The sequence below is a fragment of the Streptomyces pilosus genome (genome assembly GCF_014649835.1).
Lineage (GTDB): Bacteria > Actinomycetota > Actinomycetes > Streptomycetales > Streptomycetaceae > Streptomyces > Streptomyces pilosus.
Window position 1 is genome coordinate 285,979 of the sequence record NZ_BMTU01000002.1, and the last position, 16,576, is coordinate 302,554.

Here is a 16,576-nt window from a genome sequence, read left to right on the forward strand (position 1 = left end):
CCAGCGGTCGAAGAATCGCGCGAATCCTGGCAAGGTGGCCCCATGTCTGATCGGGGAGCGAGCCCCCTGTCACTCCCGGACGACTGGCCGGACCACCCGGATCCGATCCTGGTGCTCAACCGCATGGGCAGCTTCGACTGGGATCTGGACGCCGGGGTGATGCAGATGGACGCCCAGGCGCACGAGATCTTCGACGTGCGCCCCGACGAGTACGACGACCGGCCCGAGACCCTGGGGAAACGGGTACCGCCCGGCGAGGCCAGGCGGCTGGACGCGGCCGTCTCGCAGGCGTTGAAGAACGGCAGCGAGAACTACGGGGCCTACTTCCGGGTGCGCCGCCGCGACGGCGTGCTGCGCTGGACCCACACCCAGGGCTACATCCGCCGGGACGAGACCGGCCGGCCCCACCGCATCATCGGCATCGTCCGGGACGCCACCCAGGAACTGAGCGACACCGAGGCCCGGCGCGCGCAGGCCGAGCAGGAGGACGCGCGCCGCCGCCAGACCAACATCGTCCAGCTCGCCACCGCCGCCCTCGCCCACGCCCGCACCGTGCGGGAGGTCATCGACGTCCTCAAGGACACCCACGGACTCACCCACCTGGGCGCCACCAGCCTCGTGATGGGGCTGATCGAGGCGGGCCGCATCCGGCTCATCGCCGAGGGGCCCGACGGCAGCTACGTGGAGGGCACCCGCATCACCCGGATAGACGAGCCGTACCCGATGAGCGAGGCGGTACGGACCCTGAGCCCGTGCTTCATCGAGTCACCGGAGGAGTTCGAGGAGCGCTATCCGGGGCTCTGGCAGGGGCTCACCGGGCTGAACATCACCTCGGCCGCCTACCTGCCGCTCATCGTCCAGGGCCGCCCGATCGGCGCCATGGGCCTGCTCTACAGCGACCGGCACGGCTTCACCGCCGAGGAGCGCAACGTCCTGGTCGCCCTGGGCAGCAGCATCGCGCAGAGCCTGCAGCGGGCGATGTTCTACGAGCAGGAGATGGACCTCGCCCAGGGGCTGCAGCAGGCCATGCTGCCCCGCACCATCCCCAGCGTGCCCGGCGCCGACCTCGCCGTGCGCTACCGCGCCGCGAGCATCGGCGGCACCTTCGGCCGGGACATCGGCGGCGACTGGTACGACCTGATCCCGCTGCCCGGCGGCCGGGTCGGTGCCGTGATCGGCGACGTCCAGGGCCACGACACGCACGCCGCGGCCGTCATGGGCCAGTTGCGCATCGTCCTGCGCGCCTACGCCGCCGAGGGGCATCCGCCGGCCACCGTGATGGCCCGCGCCTCCGTCTTCCTGGACGAGCTGGACACCGACCGCTCCGCGACCTGCCTCTACGCCGAGGCCGATCTGTCCACCGGCGTCTTCCAGGTGGTGCGGGCCGGGCACATCGACCCGCTGGTGCGCCGCAACGACGGCTCCTGCCACCGGATCCCGGTCCCCGGCGGGCTGCCGCTCGGCCTGTCCGCGGAATTCGGCGGGCTCGACTACCCGGTCGGCACGATAGAGCTCGACCCCGGCGACACCCTGCTGCTGTGCACCGACGGCCTGGTCGAACAGCCCGGCGCCGACCTCGACGACGGCATGGAGACCCTGGCCGCGCTGATCACCGTCGGCCCGGACGACGTGCGTGACCTCGCCGACCGGCTGATCGAGGTCGCCGAGGAACGCGGCGGTGACGACGACGTGGCGCTGCTCCTGCTGCGCCGGCGCGCCCTGGACAGCCCGCGCTCCGGCGGCCGGCTGAAGCAGTACGTGCCGCCCGGCGACCCCCGGGCCCTCTCCGAGACCCGCCGCATGATCCGTACGGCGGTCAGCGCCTGGGGCGCGGCGGACCGGGCGGACGAGATCGAGCTGGTCGCCGACGAGATGATCACCAACGTGCTGATGCACACCGAGGGCACCGCCGTCGTCACCCTGCGGGTCCTCACCGGCAAGGACCGGCGCCTGCGCGTGGAGGTCGAGGACTCCTCCAGCGCCCTCCCGCGCCGCCGCGAGGCCGGTGAGTCGGGCGTCTCCGGCAGGGGGCTGCTGCTGGTCGAGATGCTCACCGACGTGTGGGGCGTCGAGGCGCGGGGCGGCGGCAAGTGCGTGTGGAGCGAGTTCGTGGTGGCCGGGGACGCCGGAACGACCTGACCCCGCCGGGCCCGGGTGGCACCCTTGACGTATGCCGGAACTTCCCGAGGTCGAGGCGCTCAAGGACTTCCTCACCGAGCACCTGACCGGCCACGAGATCGTCCGTGTGCTGCCCGTGGCGATCAGCGTCCTGAAGACCTACGACCCGCCGGTCACGGCGGTCGAGGGCCGCGAGGTCACCGCCGTGCGCCGGTACGGCAAGTTCCTCGCCCTCGCCACGGACGGCGGGCCGTACCTCGTCACCCATCTGGCCCGCGCGGGCTGGCTGCAGTGGCGGGACCCGCTGCCCGGCGGGCCGCCCCGCCCCGGCAGGGGACCGCTCGCGCTGCGGGTCGCGCTGGAGACCGGAGCGGGCTTCGATCTGACCGAGGCCGGCACCCAGAAGCGGCTCGCGGTGTACGTCGTGGCCGATCCCGGGGAGGTCGCGGGCATCGCCCGGCTGGGGCCGGACCCGCTGGCCGACGACTTCGACGAGCGGCGCCTGGCGGACCTGCTGGCCGGGGAACGCCGTCGGATCAAGGGCGCGCTGCGGGACCAGGGCCTCATCGCGGGTGTCGGGAACGCCTACAGCGACGAGATCCTGCACGCCGCCCGCATGTCCCCCTACAAGCCGGCCGGCTCGCTCACCCCGGAGGAGACCACCCGGCTGTACGAGGCCCTGCGGACCACCCTCGCCGAGGCGGTGGAACGCTCGCGGGGGGTCGCGGCCGGGCGGCTGAAGGCCGAGAAGAAGAGCGGCCTCAGGGTGCACGGCCGCACGGGCGAGGCCTGCCCGGTGTGCGGGGACACCGTCCGCGAGGTCTCCTTCAGCGACTCCTCGCTGCAGTACTGCCCCACCTGCCAGACCGGCGGCAGGCCCCTGGCCGACCGCAGGCTCTCCCGCCTGCTGAAGTGAGCCCCGGGCCGTGGCCCCCGAGGGCCGCGGCGTCACGGGGGCGCGGGCGTCACCGGGGCTGCAGTGTCACCAGATGCTCGCCCTGTGCCGTGCGCACCTCGTAGCGGGCGATCTCGTCGGGGTGCAGGGCCGAACCGCTCAGCATGGTGTTGGGGCGCGCGTCGTGACGGGCCACGCTCCAGCTGGTCACCGTCTCCTCGGAGCCGTCCCGGCCGACCACCACCAGACGGCAGACCCGGGGGCCCGCGCCGTCCTTCACCTTCAGCCGCACGTGGCTGCCCCACGCCTCGTCCGCCGCGGTCACCTCCGCCCACACCCCGGACCGCTCGTCGGTCGCCGCGACGCTCACGGCGCTCTCGCCGCCGCCACCGTCCTGCGCCATCACCGCGACCGAGGGCGCGGACACCGCGAGCACCACCGAGGCGGCCAGTGCGAGCAGCAGCCGGCGGCGCCCCGTGCGGTTGCGTGCCGCCACCTGGGACACGAGCCGGTCCAGCATCCGGGGGCCGGGCTTGGCCAGCGGGTGCACCGGGCGCGGTGTCGCGCTCCGGTACAACATCAACTGACGTGCCACAGGCCCGAATTCGGTCACCTGGACAGCGCAGCTCGGGCACTCCATGAGGTGGTCCTCGAAGCGGAACGCCTCCGCCTCGTCCAGCACGCCGAGCGCGTAGGCGCCGACGTCGCGATGCCTTTCCAGGGACCTCATGCCGAATCCTCGTGCCGTTGGGTGCGGGTGGGGTTACTCCTTGCTCCCACCGGTACGCACCAGTCGGCCGAATCACTCAAGCCACGTGCCGAATCGTGACCAAAGGATTCGGAGCCCTCCGGCCCGCGGATTGGTCGGATTCCGAGGAACCTAGAAAAGATGGATGGCGAGGTGGCCGAGCGGCAGTCCGAGCTCCCAGGCGGGCGTCCACACCTCGGGTCCCTCACCCTCGCCGCCCGCCGCGCCACCCGGTACCGCGTCGAGGTCCGGGGCGAGCAGTTCCGTCTCCCGCAGCCAGCGCCACGCCTCCCGGGCCAGCTCCAGATCCGGGTCCGGCGTCCCGCGGCCGGCCGCGCCCCGGGCCACGTCGGCCAGGCGGCCCTGCACCCATTCCTGCCAGGGCTGGTCGTACGCGGTCAGCGACAGCCAGGTCTCCAGCTGGGTGATCACCCGGATCCCGGACAGCTCGCCCTCGGTGTCGGACAGGAAGACGGTGAGCGCCAGCGCGTCCCGGCCGGCCCGGAACTCGAACGACGTCGGCGGCATGAGATCGCCGCTGCGCAGCAGCTCGTCGGCGATGTACTCGGCGTACAACCAGGCCATCGGGACGGTCAGTTCACCGTCACCGGTGTCGTCCGTGCTCTCTCGACCTCTGTGCAGCATCCCTTCCTGCCTTCCTCCGGTGCGTGCGCGTCGCCCGAACCCGGGCCCCCGGTCCGGAACACGGATGAGGACAGCCGATTACTCAACCGGGGTCGTCGGCAAGGCGCTTTACGGAGGCTTGACTCGGCAGTCGGTTTCACCGCATGTCGGGGGCGTATCCGGGAAGCACCCGGCGCAGGGCGCGCAGCGCGTAGTACGCGCGGGACTTCACGGTACCGGGCGGGATCCCGAGGGCCGTCGCGGCTTCCGCCACACTCGCCCCCTGGAAGTACACCAGCACCAGGACGTCACGGTGCTCCGGAGTGAGTGTCTTCACAGCCTCACGGACGTCGAGCGCCGCCGCGGCCCGCTCGGCGTGATCCGAGATCACCCGGGCGTTCTCCAGCACCGCGTCCCCGACCTCGGGCGGACGGGCCTGCCGGGCCCGCCGCGCGTCGATCGCGAGCCGCCGCCCCACGGTCAGCAGCCAGGGCCGTACGGAGTCGAAGTTCTCGGCGCGCAATGCCTCGGGGTGCTGCCACGCGCGCACCAGCGTCTCCTGCACCAGATCCTCCGCGCGCTGCCGGTCGCCGTCGCAGAGCCGGAGCAGCAGCGCGAAGAGGGGCCGGCCGTGCTCGCGCTGCAGTGCGGCGAGCTCGTGCTCGGCGGTCGTCCCGTTCGTGAGTGTGATTCCGGCCGTCATGGCCGTATGCCAGCGCACGGCGCCCGCCGGGGACAGGGCGCGTGCAGCGGCGTGCGGCGGACGGTCGATCGCGTCGGCGAACGGTTCGACGAACGGTCGGGACGGGCGTTCGCGCACGCCGGACGGCCTAAAGGGCGTGTCGGAGCGACCGTCGTCAGGACGCGGCTTCTTACCTGTTTATCCACAAATACGACTACAGCGGGGTGAAGTGATGATCGCACGCAGTCGGCAGGTGGCCCTCGTCCTGACCGTCGTCCTCGCCGCGGGGGCCGCCTGCCAGGCCCGCGACCACCGGCCGCCGGAACCGGGGCGTCCGGCCCCCTCCGCGCCGGGCCGCCCCGGCTTCACCCTCGTCGCCTCCGGTGACGTGCTGCCCCACACCTCGATCATCGAGCGCGCCCGCTACGACGCCGGCGGCACCGGGTACGACTTCCGGCCGATGCTCTCCGGCATCCGCTCCGTCGTCGCCCCCGCGGACGTGGCGCTGTGCCACATGGAGACCGTCTACGGCGCCGACGGCGACTACACCGGCTATCCCCTCTTCAAGTCGCCGCCCGAGATCGCCGACGCCCTCGCCGCGACCGGCTACGACGGCTGCTCCACCGCCTCCAACCACAGCCTCGACGACGGCGCGGAGGGCATCCGCCGCACGCTCGACGCCCTCGACCGGGCGGGCGTCCGGCACGCCGGCTCGGCGCGCAGCGAGCGGGAGGCCCGCACCGCCACCGTGCTCCGCGCGGGCGGGGCGCGTCTCGCCCATCTCGCCTACACCTACGACACCAACGGCCTGGCGATGCCCCCCGGCCGGCCCTGGGCGGTCAACCTGGTCGACGAGGCCCGGATCGTCGAGGACGCGCGGGCCGCCCGCCGGGCCGGAGCCGATGTCGTCGTGGTCTCGGTGCACTGGGGCACCGAGTGGCAGGACGCCCCCGACGAGCGGCAGACCGGGCTGGCCCGCTCGCTCACCGCCTCGACCACCGGCGGCCGCCCCGACATCGACCTGATCCTCGGCACCCACGCCCATGTGCCGCAGGCGTACGAGAAGGTCAACGGCACCTGGGTGGTCTACGGCATGGGCGATCAGATCGCCGGTGAGATGACCGGCCCCGACGGCGTGCGGGACGCCCGCGGCAACCAGTCCACCCTCGCCCGCTTCACCTTCGCCCCGCCCGCCCGCGAGGGCGGGCGCTGGGAGGTCGCCCGTGCCGAGTTCGTTCCGCAGTTCTTCGACGTGGACGCCGGGCGGGTGGTCGACCTCAACCGGGCGCTCGCCCGCGGGGCCGAGGTGCGCCCGGTGCGCGACCGGATCCGGGACGTGGTGCTGAGCCGTGGCGCGGCGCAGGACGGCCTGACGATGGGGGAGTAGGGGCCGTCAGTCGGTGTCGACGTGGTCCAGTGCCCGGAGCAGTTCGCCCAGCACCCGCAGACAGGCCGTCACGTCGGCCTCCGTCAGGCCCCCGCCGGTCTCCCGCAGCAGCCGGTGCTCGCTCTCCAGGACGGCGGCGATCGCCTCGGCGCCCTGCCGCGTCGGACGGATCAGGGGGGAGCGCCGGTGGGCGGGATTGGGGACGCTCTCCACCAGGTGCTGCGCCGCCGCGTCGTTCACCATGCGCTGGACGAACTGCCGGCTGATCGCCTGTGCCCGGCCCATCTGCGGCACCGTCATGGGCCCGTTGCGGTGCAGCAGCGTCAGCACGGCACGGACGCCCAGCGACAGTCTCGCGCCGTCCAGCCCCTGCTCCACGCTGCGCTGGGCGCGCCGGTAGAGGGGGCCGACCAGGTCGTACACCTCGGTGAGGCGGCGGCCGAGTTCGTCCGGGGGGAGGGGGGTGTCGATGTCCTTCACCCCGCCATCATGACATCCAGGTTGTCAAACTCGGCGCAAGATGACACCTTGGTTGTCATGACTGCTGCTTCGGACCTGCGTTTCCTGTCCACCGACGACGGTGATCTGGCCTACCTGGACACCGGTTCCGGCGATCCCGTCGTCCTGATCCACTCGGGGTACGTGGACCACCGGGTCTGGCGGGACCAGATCCCCGCCCTGGCCGCACACCACCGGGTGATCGCCCCGGACGTGCGCGGCCACGGTTTCTCGGCCAACGCGACCGCGCCGTTCCGCTGGGCCGACGACCTGGCCGCGCTGCTGCGCCACCTGGACGCGGGACCCGCCGTCCTCGTGGGCCTGTCCATGGGCGGTGTGATCGCCACCGACACGGTGCTGGAACATCCCGGGCTGGTCCGCGCCGTGGTCACCTCCGGCGCCGTGACCGGGGACTTCCAGTACACCGATCCCTGGCACGAGGAGCTCCGGGCGGAGAGCGCCCGGGCGCTGGCCGCAGGCGACCCGGAGGCCTGGCTGCGGTCCTTCCTGCGCGTGGTGCCCGGCCCGTACCGCAGCGAGGACGACATGGATCCGGACATCGTGCGCAGGCTGCGCGAGATGGCCCTCCACACGCTCGCCAAGCACACCCCGGACGAGAAGGACTGGCTGGTGCGCCTGACCGGCTCCTGGGACCGGGTGGCGGAGATCGGCGTCCCGGTGCTCGCCCTCAACGGATCCCTCGAACCCGCCGACCTGCACGCCGCGGCCGAGCGGCTCACCGCCGCCGTCCCCGACGGCCGGTCGGTCACCGTCGAGGGAACCGGCCACTACCCGAACCTGGAGCGGCCGCGGCTCTTCAACGACACCGTCCTCGGTTTCCTGCGCTCCCTCTGACGCGGCGTCGGCCGTGCCGCGGCGTGCCGGGCGGGCGGCAGCCCGTCCCCCCGGCACCCGCCGCGCTACGGCACCACCGTCACCGGCCGGCGCCCGGCCTTCACCAGGCGCACCGCGACCGATCCGGCGAACCTCGCCTCCCGGATCCGGGCCACCAGGTCCTCGGCGACCTCCTCCGTGGCGGCCGCCACCGGCGCGCCCAGGGCGACTCCGGCCGCGGCCACCCGCTGCACGTACACGGGGGCGAGCAGCGTGCCCTGACGCCGCGCCAGGCCGGTGGCGGACGCCGCGGCCCGCAGCGAGGAGTCGGAGCCGTCCACCCCGGCCACGATGACCTTCGGACCGTCCGTGCCCCGTTCGAACCGGGAGGACTGCTGTTCCGTCACGCGGACGAGGCCGGCGAACCGTCCGGTCCGGACCGCCGTTCACCCACCCCGTCCACCGGGCCGCGCTGCGCCGGCCGGGTGAAAAAGTGCCGCCGCACCAGTGTCGTCGAGGTGCGTCGGCCCTCCGCGGGGCGACTGATGAGTCATGCAGAAGGATCAGTTGCTCACCCGGCGCCGGGCGTTGCTCACCGGCGCCGCCGCCCTGGGTGCGGCGGGTGTCGCCGCGGCGCTCGTGCCGGGCACCGGGAACAGGGCCGCGCCCCCGGCGCCGCCCGCGCCCGGAGCCCAGGCCGCCCGCCGCCCGCTCAAGCCCTCCGAGTACCGCCTGAGGCCGCTGACCGGCTACGGCCCGCCGAGCGCGACCGGCAGCACACCGGTGCGCACGGAACCGCTGCTGCGGATGTCCGGGCGCGGCCGCACCATGGTGCTGACCTTCGACGACGGACCCGACCCCCGCTACACCACGCCGATCCTGGACACCCTGGCCCGCTACGAGGTGCGGGCCATGTTCTTCGTGTGCGGGGAGATGGCGGCCGAGAACCCGGACCTCCTGGCCCGGATGGCGGACGAGGGGCACGTGGTCGGCAACCACACCTGGAGCCACCCCCTGCTCACGCGCCTCGGCCGCCGCCGGATCCGCCTGGAGATGGAACGCACCTGCGACATCATCGAGAAGGCGCACGGCGAACGCCCCCAGTGGTTCCGCGCGCCCTACGGCGCATGGAACCGCGCCGCCTTCCAGCTCGGCGCCGAGCTGGGCATGGAGCCCCTTGCCTGGACGGTCGACACCCTGGACTGGACCACACCGGGCACCGCCACCATCGTCGACCGGGTGGAGGACGGCGCCGCCCCCGGCGTCGTGGTGCTCTCGCACGACGCCGGGGGCGATCGCTCGCAGAGCGTGCGGGCCCTGCGCGCCTACCTGCCCGGACTGCTCGACTCCGGCTACCACATCAGCGTGCCCCGCCGGCAGTACGCCTGAGCGCCCCCGCCCGCCCGGGCGGGGGACCGCTCAGCGGACCTCGGCCAGGCGGGCGAAGACGACGACGTTCCCGTCGTAGCCGTCCTGCGGGGAGAAGCCGCCGCCGCAGGTGATGACCCGCAGCTCCGCCGTCCCCTTGGAGGCGTAGACCCGGTCACCGGGGAAGTCGTTCTTCGCGAACACCTCGACCCCGTAGATCTCGAACACGGCCGTCTTCCCGTCCCTGCGGGCGATCTCGACGCGGCTGCCCTTCTGCAGCGCCCCCAGCCCGTAGAACACCGCCGGGCCCTGCGCGTTGTCGACATGGCCGACGACGACCGCCGTGCCCTTCTCGCCCGGCGCGACCGCGCCGGTGAACCAGCCCGCCAGATTCGGGTCCTCGGGCGGCGGCGCGTCCACCCAGCCCTCCACGTCCAGACCCACCGGCATGACCGGCGCGTCCACCTGGATCGCCGGGATGCGGACCCGTTCCGGCACGGCGTACGGCAGCGGCCCCACCGCGGGCACCGTGACCTCGCCGGGGGTCCGGACGTCGGCGGCGGCCGCGCCGGCCGGCTGGGGCGGACCGGTGTCGAACTCTCCCGAACCGTTGCGCAGGAGCGCGAGGCCGGTGAGCAGGACCAGCGCTATCACGCCCCACGGGGCGCGTCTTCTCCGCCGGGCCTCCCACTCGGCTTCGTCCGGCTCGAAAGCAGACATTCGCCTTCCCCTCTCGACACGGCCGTCGCCGTACCACTCGCGCATGACGAAAACGCTAGGCGGCGCGCGCGCAACCGGCGACGGGACGGCGGCGAACGGGTGGCCGGGACCCGACCCGGTGCGCCATCCGGGGCGGGACCCGACGAAGATTTTCTGACGGTCCGTGACCTGCGGTGATATCCCCTGGCGCGGTGGTCCGCCGGGGGCTGCGCTCACCGGTACGGACCATTCCCGAAATGCGGTGCGGCGCAGGGCAACTGAGGGTCTTTCCGGGAGGTGCTTTCTCGCCGATCGGACCGGGGACGGGCCCCGGGGCGCCTTCCGCGGAGGATCACATGCGCAACTCACGTGCCCTGGCGGTCGCCGGTGTCGCGGCCGCCGTCCTGGGGGCCGCCGCCCCGGCGGCCGTCGCGGACTCCGGCCGGGTCCCCAACCCGTCCAACATCGTCGCCCTGCCCAGCGTCATCGCCCGCGGGGGCCAGCTGACCATCACCGTCGACGGCTGCCCCAACGGCGGCACGGCGACCTCCAACGCCTTCCCCCGGACCAACCTGACGCCCATCCACGGTGCCAACAGCACCTCCAAGGGAACCGCCACCGTCGACGAGGACGCCCGCGCCGGTTCCTACGACATCACGGTCCACTGCTCCGGCAGGAGCCTGACCCGTCCGGCCGCCTTCACCGTCATCGGCGGTGTGCGCGGCGGCATCGGCGGCAGCAGCACCAGCGGTGCCACCCCCACCGACGTGGCGATCGGCGGGGCGCTGGTGGCCGCGGCGGTCGCCGGCAGCGGTGTCTTCTGGATGCGCCGTCGCGCCGAGAAGCGGATCTGAGCCGCTGTTCCCCTCGGTCCCGATGCGCACGTGTTCGACAGGCCGCGCCCCGGATCCCGCCGGATCCGGGGCGTCGCTCCGTCCCCGCGAGGCGGCTCAGCCGCCGACGTGCGGGAAGAGCCGCAGGAACGGGTCCGCCGACGTGGCCAGGCCCCTGCCGTACGGTGCGTCGAAGTCCCAGATGAGGAAGAGCAGGAAGGCGATCAGCGCGGAGAACAGCCCGGCGAGGACCATCTCCCGGGCGGTGCGCCGGATCTGCAGCGCGAAGATCATCCCGATGGTGATGACGGCCCCCGCGATCAGACCGAACCACACGACGCCCGGCATGGTCTCCCCGGTCGACTCGGCCCGCGCGCTGCGCGCCTCGTCGGCGGCGGCCACCTGGTCCACCAGCGGCTGGTAGGCCTGGGCCTCGAAGTCCGTCCGCGGCTGGTAGTCGGTGACGTCCCGGCGGACCCGGTCGAGCAGGGCGGTACCGCGCTCGGTGACCCGGCTGTCGTCGGCCATGGACCGCCACTCGGTGGTGACGACGTGTCCGACATAGGCGTTGACATCGTCCCGGATGCGGTCACGCACCTCGGCGGGATAGACCCGTACCCGCTCGCTGATCTCGTGCAGGGCGACCGCCTCCGCCCGTACGTGCTCCTGGGCGGCGCTGCGGCCCTCCCAGACACCGGCGATGGCGAGACCCAGGACGATGGCGTACACCACGCCGATCCACATCGTCATGTACTCGATGACGTCCGGGGTCTCGCTGGTGTCCTCGTCGTCGGCCGCCCTGCGGTGCCGCAGCAGCGTGATGACGACCACGACGGCACAGGCGGCGAGCATCGCGAGGGTGAGAACAAGCCATTCCGGCAAGAGGTGCCTCCAGAAAGGGGTCGGACGGGTCTCAGCGCGGACGCAGCGCGGCGATGGCGACCACCGCGGGCGTCGTGATGAGCAGGACGAAGGTGAGCGGCGAGGTGGTGCTGTTGCCGGGCTTGCGTGCCGGGGCCGCGCGGTACGCCGGGTAGTGCACGGGCGCGGCGGACGGCCGCGGCTTCGGCGGGTCCGGCGGCGGGGCCGGCGGTGGTGGCGGTGGTGGCGCCGGCCGGGGAGGCGAGGGCGGTGGGGCCGGCGGCGCGGGGGCCGGCGGCGGTACCGGACGGGCCCTGGGCGGAGGCGGTGGCGGTTCCGGCGTCGGGTCGGGACTCGGCGGGGGAGTGGGAGTCGGTGTGGGTGGGGGCGGTGGTGTCGGCGTGGGAGTGGGCGTCGGCGTCGGCGTCGGTACGCAGGGCGGGGGATCCGTCCAGGTGAGGCTGCCCGCGATCGCCACCGCCTCGGTGCCGCCCGGTCCCGTCGAGGCGTAGGCGCAGGCGTCGGCCACCGCCGCGCCGGGCGCCCCGGCGAGCGCCCAGACCAGCGCCGACGCGGCCAACGCGCGGGTCACCAAGCGGGATTGGGTCCGTACGAGAGGGTGCACGACGAGGATCATGAGTCGGGAACCGGCCGGTCACGCGTGGGAGCCCGGTGATTGCCCCGAAGGAGTTAAAGAAAGAAATACGGGCCGCCGTTGAACACGACGCGTGCTTCCGTGCGTACCCATCGTCGAGCGGCGGCACAGCAGGGCGCTGCAAGACCCTGGCGATGATCTGGAGTTGACGATGAAGACCACCTGGCGGACCGCCTCACTGGTGGCGAGCGCCGCGGCGGTGCTGGCCCTGACCACCGCGTGCGGTCAGGACGCCCCGCCGCCCCCCGTCAGCCAGAACGTGGGTGCCACGGCCGCGGCCGGCAGCGGGGGCGACCAGGCCGGCGGCGACCAGGCCGGTGCCGGACAGGCCGGCGGCGGGCAGGCCGCCGCGAGCCCCTCCGACACCGCGGGCGAGCTGAACGTCTCCACCAACGCCGAACTGGGCAAGGTGGTGACGGACAACCTCGGCCTGACCCTGTACCGCTTCGACCAGGACACCGCGAAGCCGCCCAAGTCCAACTGCGAGGACGACTGCGCCAAGACCTGGCCGCCGGTGCCCGCCGACGACGCCTCGGCCGGCGAGGGGATCGACGAGGCGCTGCTCGGGGAGGTCACCCGGGCCGACGGCACCAAGCAGCTCACCGTCGACGGCTGGCCCGCCTACCGGTACGTCAAGGACGTCAACGCCGGGGACGCCAAGGGCCAGGGCGTGGGCGGCAAGTGGTTCGCGTTCACCCCCGAGGGCAAGAAGGCGCGGGGCGCCGAACAGGCGGGGCTGTCCACCCGCCAGGACCCGAAGCTGGGCGAGATCGTCGTCGACAGGAACGGCATGACGGTCTACCGCTTCATGAAGGACGAGGCCTGGCCGAAGCCCGTCTCGGCCTGCACCGGCGCCTGCCTGGAGAAGTGGCCGGCGGTGGCACCGGTGGACTTCGCGGACACCAAGGGCATCCAGAAGAAGGGCTACATGACCTTCACCCGCCCGGACGGCGCCGCCCAGCAGACCATCAACTGCTGGCCCATCTACACCTTCGCCGGTGACAAGGCCGCCGGCGACACCAACGGTCAGGGCGTGGGCGGCACGTGGTACGCCGTACGCCCCGACGGCAAGCCGGTCGGCGCTCCGGAGAAGTAACAACCTCCCCAGGGTGTCGTCCGCTCCGGATGCCGCCGGCCGAGCGTCCGCCCCTCCGCAGCCCGCGGAGGGGCGGACCGTTTTGCCGTGATTCACCGGTACCCGTGGAAATACCGCCGGTCTTCACCGGTACTTCTCGGCCTGTCGGAACTCTCCGGAATGCCGCCGGCACTTCTCGTCACGCATACGGGTATACCGATTCGGCACGTGCCATTGGCAGTGACCGGGAACGGATGGTCAATTTCCGTTTGGGCTCGCCCGATTGGCAGGCGATCAGTAGCCTCTGCTCGAACACCGGATCGCCTACGTTGTGGAGAGTTGCATGGAGCGTCCCGCCTGGGCTCCCCGGAGCATCGACATCTCGGTGCCCAGCGTCTCCCGGATGTACGACTACTACCTGGGCGGATCGCACAACTTCGAGGTCGACCGGCAAGCGGCCCGCAGGGCCATGGAGTTCATGCCGGGACTCCCCAAGATCATGCAGGCGAACCGGGCGTTCATGCGCCGGGCGGTGCGTTTCGCCGTCGCCGGGGGCATCACCCAGTTCCTGGACATCGGCTCCGGCATTCCGACCTTCGGCAACGTCCACGAAGCGGCACAGGCGGCCGCTCCGGACGCCCGTGTGATGTACGTCGACCACGACCCGGTGGCGGTGGCACACAGCCAGGCGGTTCTCGAAGGCAACGACGGCGCGGGCATCCTCGCCGCGGACCTCCGAAAGCCCCGGGAGATCCTGGACAGTCCCGAACTGCTCCGGCTGATCGACCTGAATCGGCCGGTGGCGCTGCTTCTCGTTGCCATACTGCATTTCGTGGAGGACGCGGACGACCCGTATGCGGCGGTGGCCGAACTGCGCGAGGCACTCGCGCCCGGCAGCATGCTGGTGCTCAGCCACGCCTCCTACGACGGGATCCCGTTGCCGCCGGAGCGGGCCGAGGGCGCGGTGGACGTGTACCGGAACATCCGCAACCCGCTGATCATGCGCACGCGCGACGAGATCGCGCGGTTCTTCGAGGGGTACGACATGGTGGAACCCGGACTGGTGCCGATGCCGCAGTGGCGGCCCGACACCGCACCGGAGGACGAGGATCCCTACGCCTTCTCCGGTTTCGCGGGCGTGGGGCGTACGGCGTGAGCGCGGAGCCGGACGGGCCGGAGGACAGACTGCGCCGGTTCGCGACGATCTGGAGCCGGGCCGTCTTCCCGGTGACCTCGACCTCCTCGACCCGCCCCGAGTTCGAGGCGCGGCTGCTGCCGCTGGCCCGGCTGCTGAGCGAGGCGCTGCGGGCCAGGTCGTTCGACGCGGACGCGGGCAGGCAGGCCGGCGCGGGCCTGGTCCGGGAGCACTGCACCGACCCCGAGGCGCTCAGCCGCACCCTGGACTGCGTGGACGCCTACCTCGTCCTGTACTGCGGCGAGGGCGGCGACCGCGAGGACCTCAGGGCGCGCAGCGCCCGGCTCCAGCACGCCATGGCCGCGGGTTTCGCGCAGGCGCTGCGCGAGCGGACGCTGGCCGAGCAGGAGGCCATCGCGCAGGCCGCGCTGGAGGCCCAGGGCGTGGTGGCCCAGGCGCTGCACGCCACCGAGGCCCGCTTCCGCGCGGTCTTCGAGGGCGCGGCCATAGGCATCGGCATCGCCGACCTGGAGGGCAACATCCTCCAGGTCAACAACGCGCTGCGGCGCATGTTCGGCCTGTCCGAGCAGGGACTGCGCGGCCGCAACGTCAGGGACTGGGTCCACCCGGACGACCCTCCGCAGACCTGGCGGCTCTACGAGGAGCTGGTGAGCGGCGAGCGCGAGCACTACCACCTCGAGAAGGCCTTCTACCGCCCCGACGGAACGGTCCTGTGGACCAACCTGACGGTGTCCCTGCTGCGCGACGCCGACGGCGACCCGCAGTACCAGCTCGCCCTCATGGAGGACACCACCGAGCGGCGGTTGCTCAACCTCCGGCTGCGCTACGAGGCCACCCACGACGCGCTCACCGGGCTGCCCAACCGGACCTTCTTCTTCGAGCGTCTGGAGAAGGCGCTCGGCGCGGGCGAGGGCCAGCGGTTCGGGCTGTGCTACCTCGACCTGGACGGTTTCAAGACCGTCAACGACAGCCTCGGGCACGCTGCCGGCGACCGGCTGCTCGTCGAGGTCGCCGACCGGCTCCAGGCCTGCGCGACCGCACCCGGCGAGATGGTGGCGCGGCTCGGCGGCGACGAGTTCGTGGCGCTCACCACCGGCCCGGACACCCAGCGCACGGTCGACGAGCTCGCCGCCCGCATCATGAACGCGCTGCTCGCCCCGATCAGCGTCGACGGCCGGGAGCTGACCGTGCGCGGCAGCATCGGCATCGTCGAGGGGCCGGCCGGTGAGCGCAGCCCGGCGGAGATCCTGCGCAGCGCCGACATCACCATGTACCGGGCCAAGTCGGCGGGCGGCAACCGTTTCGAGCTCGCCGACCCGGAGGCCGACGCCCGCGCCATCACCCGGCACGGGCTCACCACGGCGCTGCCGACGGCCCTGGACCGGGGCGAGTTCTTCATCGAGTACCAGCCCCTGGTGCACCTCGGTGACGGCAGCGTCCGGGGCGCCGAGGCGCTGGTGCGCTGGCTGCATCCGCAGCACGGGGTGCTCTCCCCGGACCGGTTCATCCCGCTCGCCGAGCACACGGGACTCATCGTGCCGCTGGGCCGCTGGGTGCTGGAGCAGTCCGTGCGCCAGGCCAGGGAGTGGCAGGACCGGCACGGCGGTGCGGAGGCCCTCGGCCCGCTGCGCATCAACGTCAACCTCTCGCCCTGCCAGCTCACCCACCCCGGCCTGGTCCAGGACACCGTCGACATCCTGGAACGCACGGGGGTCGAGCCCGACGCGCTGTGCCTGGAGGTGACCGAGTCGGCGCTGATCGGAGCGGACGACGACCTGCTGAAGCCGCTGCGCCGCCTGGCGGAGATGGGCGTCGACATCGCCCTCGACGACTTCGGCACCGGTTACTCCAACCTGGCCAATCTGCGCCGGCTCCCGGTGAGCGTCCTGAAGCTGGACCGTTCCTTCACGCAGAGCATGCAGCAGTTCCCGGCCGACCCCGTCGACCTCAAGATCGTCGAGGGCATCGTCTCCCTGGCGCACAGCCTCGACCTCGCGGTCACGGTGGAGGGCGTGGAGACCGGCGCCCAGGCCGAGCAGCTCCGCATCCTGGGCTGCGACACGGCCCAGGGCTGGTACTACGCCCGCCCGGGACCGCCGGACCGGCTGCACGAACTGGCGCTCGTCGACGCGACGGGTTGAGC

17 protein-coding genes are annotated in these 16,576 nt (G+C 72.9%); 9 read left to right on the top strand and 8 right to left on the bottom strand.

Features of this window, described 5'->3' with window-relative positions; all coding sequences use genetic code 11:
* Nucleotides 1–42: 42 nt before the first annotated feature.
* Nucleotides 43–2,139, top strand: coding sequence for a SpoIIE family protein phosphatase (locus IE118_RS06170; RefSeq protein WP_189556249.1), 2,097 nt, complete (start codon nt 43–45; stop codon nt 2,137–2,139).
* Nucleotides 2,140–2,170: 31 nt separating this feature from the next.
* Entirely contained in the window at nt 2,171–3,034 is an 864-nt protein-coding gene (locus IE118_RS06175) for an Fpg/Nei family DNA glycosylase (RefSeq protein WP_189556250.1), read from the top strand.
* Nucleotides 3,035–3,083: 49 nt separating this feature from the next.
* Here the strand turns inward: IE118_RS06175 and IE118_RS06180 are convergent, their stop codons facing one another.
* The 3 genes from IE118_RS06180 to IE118_RS06190 all read right to left on the bottom strand — a co-directional run bounded on the left by IE118_RS06180 (nt 3,084) and on the right by IE118_RS06190 (nt 5,088).
* A complete protein-coding gene (locus IE118_RS06180) occupies nt 3,084–3,743 on the bottom strand; it encodes a zf-HC2 domain-containing protein (RefSeq protein WP_189556251.1) in 660 nt (219 codons plus the stop codon).
* Nucleotides 3,744–3,893: 150 nt separating this feature from the next.
* The gene (locus tag IE118_RS06185; RefSeq protein ID WP_189556252.1) at nt 3,894–4,406 is read right to left on the bottom strand and encodes a hypothetical protein; all 513 of its coding nucleotides are present in this window, start codon (nt 4,404–4,406) and stop codon (nt 3,894–3,896) included.
* 136 nt (nt 4,407–4,542) lie between these two features.
* The gene (locus IE118_RS06190) at nt 4,543–5,088 is read right to left on the bottom strand and encodes a sigma-70 family RNA polymerase sigma factor (RefSeq protein WP_189556253.1); all 546 of its coding nucleotides are present in this window, start codon (nt 5,086–5,088) and stop codon (nt 4,543–4,545) included.
* Between the two features lie 211 nt (nt 5,089–5,299).
* Between IE118_RS06190 and IE118_RS06195 the strand changes: the two genes are divergently transcribed.
* On the top strand, nt 5,300–6,454 hold the full coding sequence (locus tag IE118_RS06195; protein ID WP_189556254.1) for a CapA family protein: 1,155 nt from the start codon (nt 5,300–5,302) through the stop codon (nt 6,452–6,454).
* A gap of 6 nt (nt 6,455–6,460) precedes the next feature.
* Here IE118_RS06195 and IE118_RS06200 read toward each other — a convergent pair whose 3' ends face one another.
* On the bottom strand, nt 6,461–6,934 hold the full coding sequence (locus IE118_RS06200) for a MarR family winged helix-turn-helix transcriptional regulator (protein ID WP_189556255.1): 474 nt from the start codon (nt 6,932–6,934) through the stop codon (nt 6,461–6,463).
* A 57-nt stretch (nt 6,935–6,991) separates the two neighbouring features.
* On the opposite strand from IE118_RS06200, the gene IE118_RS06205 reads away from it, so the two are divergent.
* Complete coding sequence (locus IE118_RS06205) at nt 6,992–7,807, top strand: alpha/beta fold hydrolase (RefSeq protein WP_189556256.1); 816 nt, start codon at nt 6,992–6,994, stop codon at nt 7,805–7,807.
* 65 nt (nt 7,808–7,872) lie between these two features.
* Here the strand turns inward: IE118_RS06205 and IE118_RS06210 are convergent, their stop codons facing one another.
* Nucleotides 7,873–8,193, bottom strand: coding sequence for a universal stress protein (locus tag IE118_RS06210; RefSeq protein WP_189556257.1), 321 nt, complete (start codon nt 8,191–8,193; stop codon nt 7,873–7,875).
* Between the two features lie 145 nt (nt 8,194–8,338).
* Between IE118_RS06210 and IE118_RS06215 the strand changes: the two genes are divergently transcribed.
* Entirely contained in the window at nt 8,339–9,175 is an 837-nt protein-coding gene (locus tag IE118_RS06215; RefSeq protein WP_189556258.1) for a polysaccharide deacetylase family protein, read from the top strand.
* Between the two features lie 30 nt (nt 9,176–9,205).
* Here the strand turns inward: IE118_RS06215 and IE118_RS06220 are convergent, their stop codons facing one another.
* Complete coding sequence (locus IE118_RS06220; RefSeq protein WP_189556259.1) at nt 9,206–9,874, bottom strand: class F sortase; 669 nt, start codon at nt 9,872–9,874, stop codon at nt 9,206–9,208.
* A 335-nt stretch (nt 9,875–10,209) separates the two neighbouring features.
* On the opposite strand from IE118_RS06220, the gene IE118_RS06225 reads away from it, so the two are divergent.
* Nucleotides 10,210–10,707: a hypothetical protein gene (locus IE118_RS06225; protein WP_189556260.1), complete on the top strand. Its 498-nt coding sequence runs from the start codon at nt 10,210–10,212 to the stop codon at nt 10,705–10,707.
* 96 nt (nt 10,708–10,803) lie between these two features.
* On the opposite strand, the gene IE118_RS06230 is transcribed toward IE118_RS06225, so the two are convergent.
* Nucleotides 10,804–11,568, bottom strand: coding sequence for a bestrophin-like domain (locus IE118_RS06230; RefSeq protein ID WP_189556261.1), 765 nt, complete (start codon nt 11,566–11,568; stop codon nt 10,804–10,806).
* 31 nt (nt 11,569–11,599) lie between these two features.
* Complete coding sequence (locus IE118_RS34440) at nt 11,600–11,728, bottom strand: hypothetical protein (RefSeq protein ID WP_268248927.1); 129 nt, start codon at nt 11,726–11,728, stop codon at nt 11,600–11,602.
* Between the two features lie 625 nt (nt 11,729–12,353).
* Here IE118_RS34440 and IE118_RS06235 point away from each other — a divergent pair.
* The 3 genes from IE118_RS06235 to IE118_RS06245 all read left to right on the top strand — a co-directional run bounded on the left by IE118_RS06235 (nt 12,354) and on the right by IE118_RS06245 (nt 16,574).
* The gene (locus IE118_RS06235) at nt 12,354–13,298 is read left to right on the top strand and encodes an SCO0930 family lipoprotein (RefSeq protein ID WP_189556955.1); all 945 of its coding nucleotides are present in this window, start codon (nt 12,354–12,356) and stop codon (nt 13,296–13,298) included.
* 322 nt (nt 13,299–13,620) lie between these two features.
* Entirely contained in the window at nt 13,621–14,433 is an 813-nt protein-coding gene (locus tag IE118_RS06240; RefSeq protein ID WP_189556262.1) for an SAM-dependent methyltransferase, read from the top strand.
* A complete protein-coding gene (locus IE118_RS06245; RefSeq protein WP_189556263.1) occupies nt 14,430–16,574 on the top strand; it encodes a putative bifunctional diguanylate cyclase/phosphodiesterase in 2,145 nt (714 codons plus the stop codon). The genes IE118_RS06240 and IE118_RS06245 overlap by 4 nt, the downstream gene beginning before the upstream one ends.
* Nucleotides 16,575–16,576 lie beyond the last annotated feature (2 nt).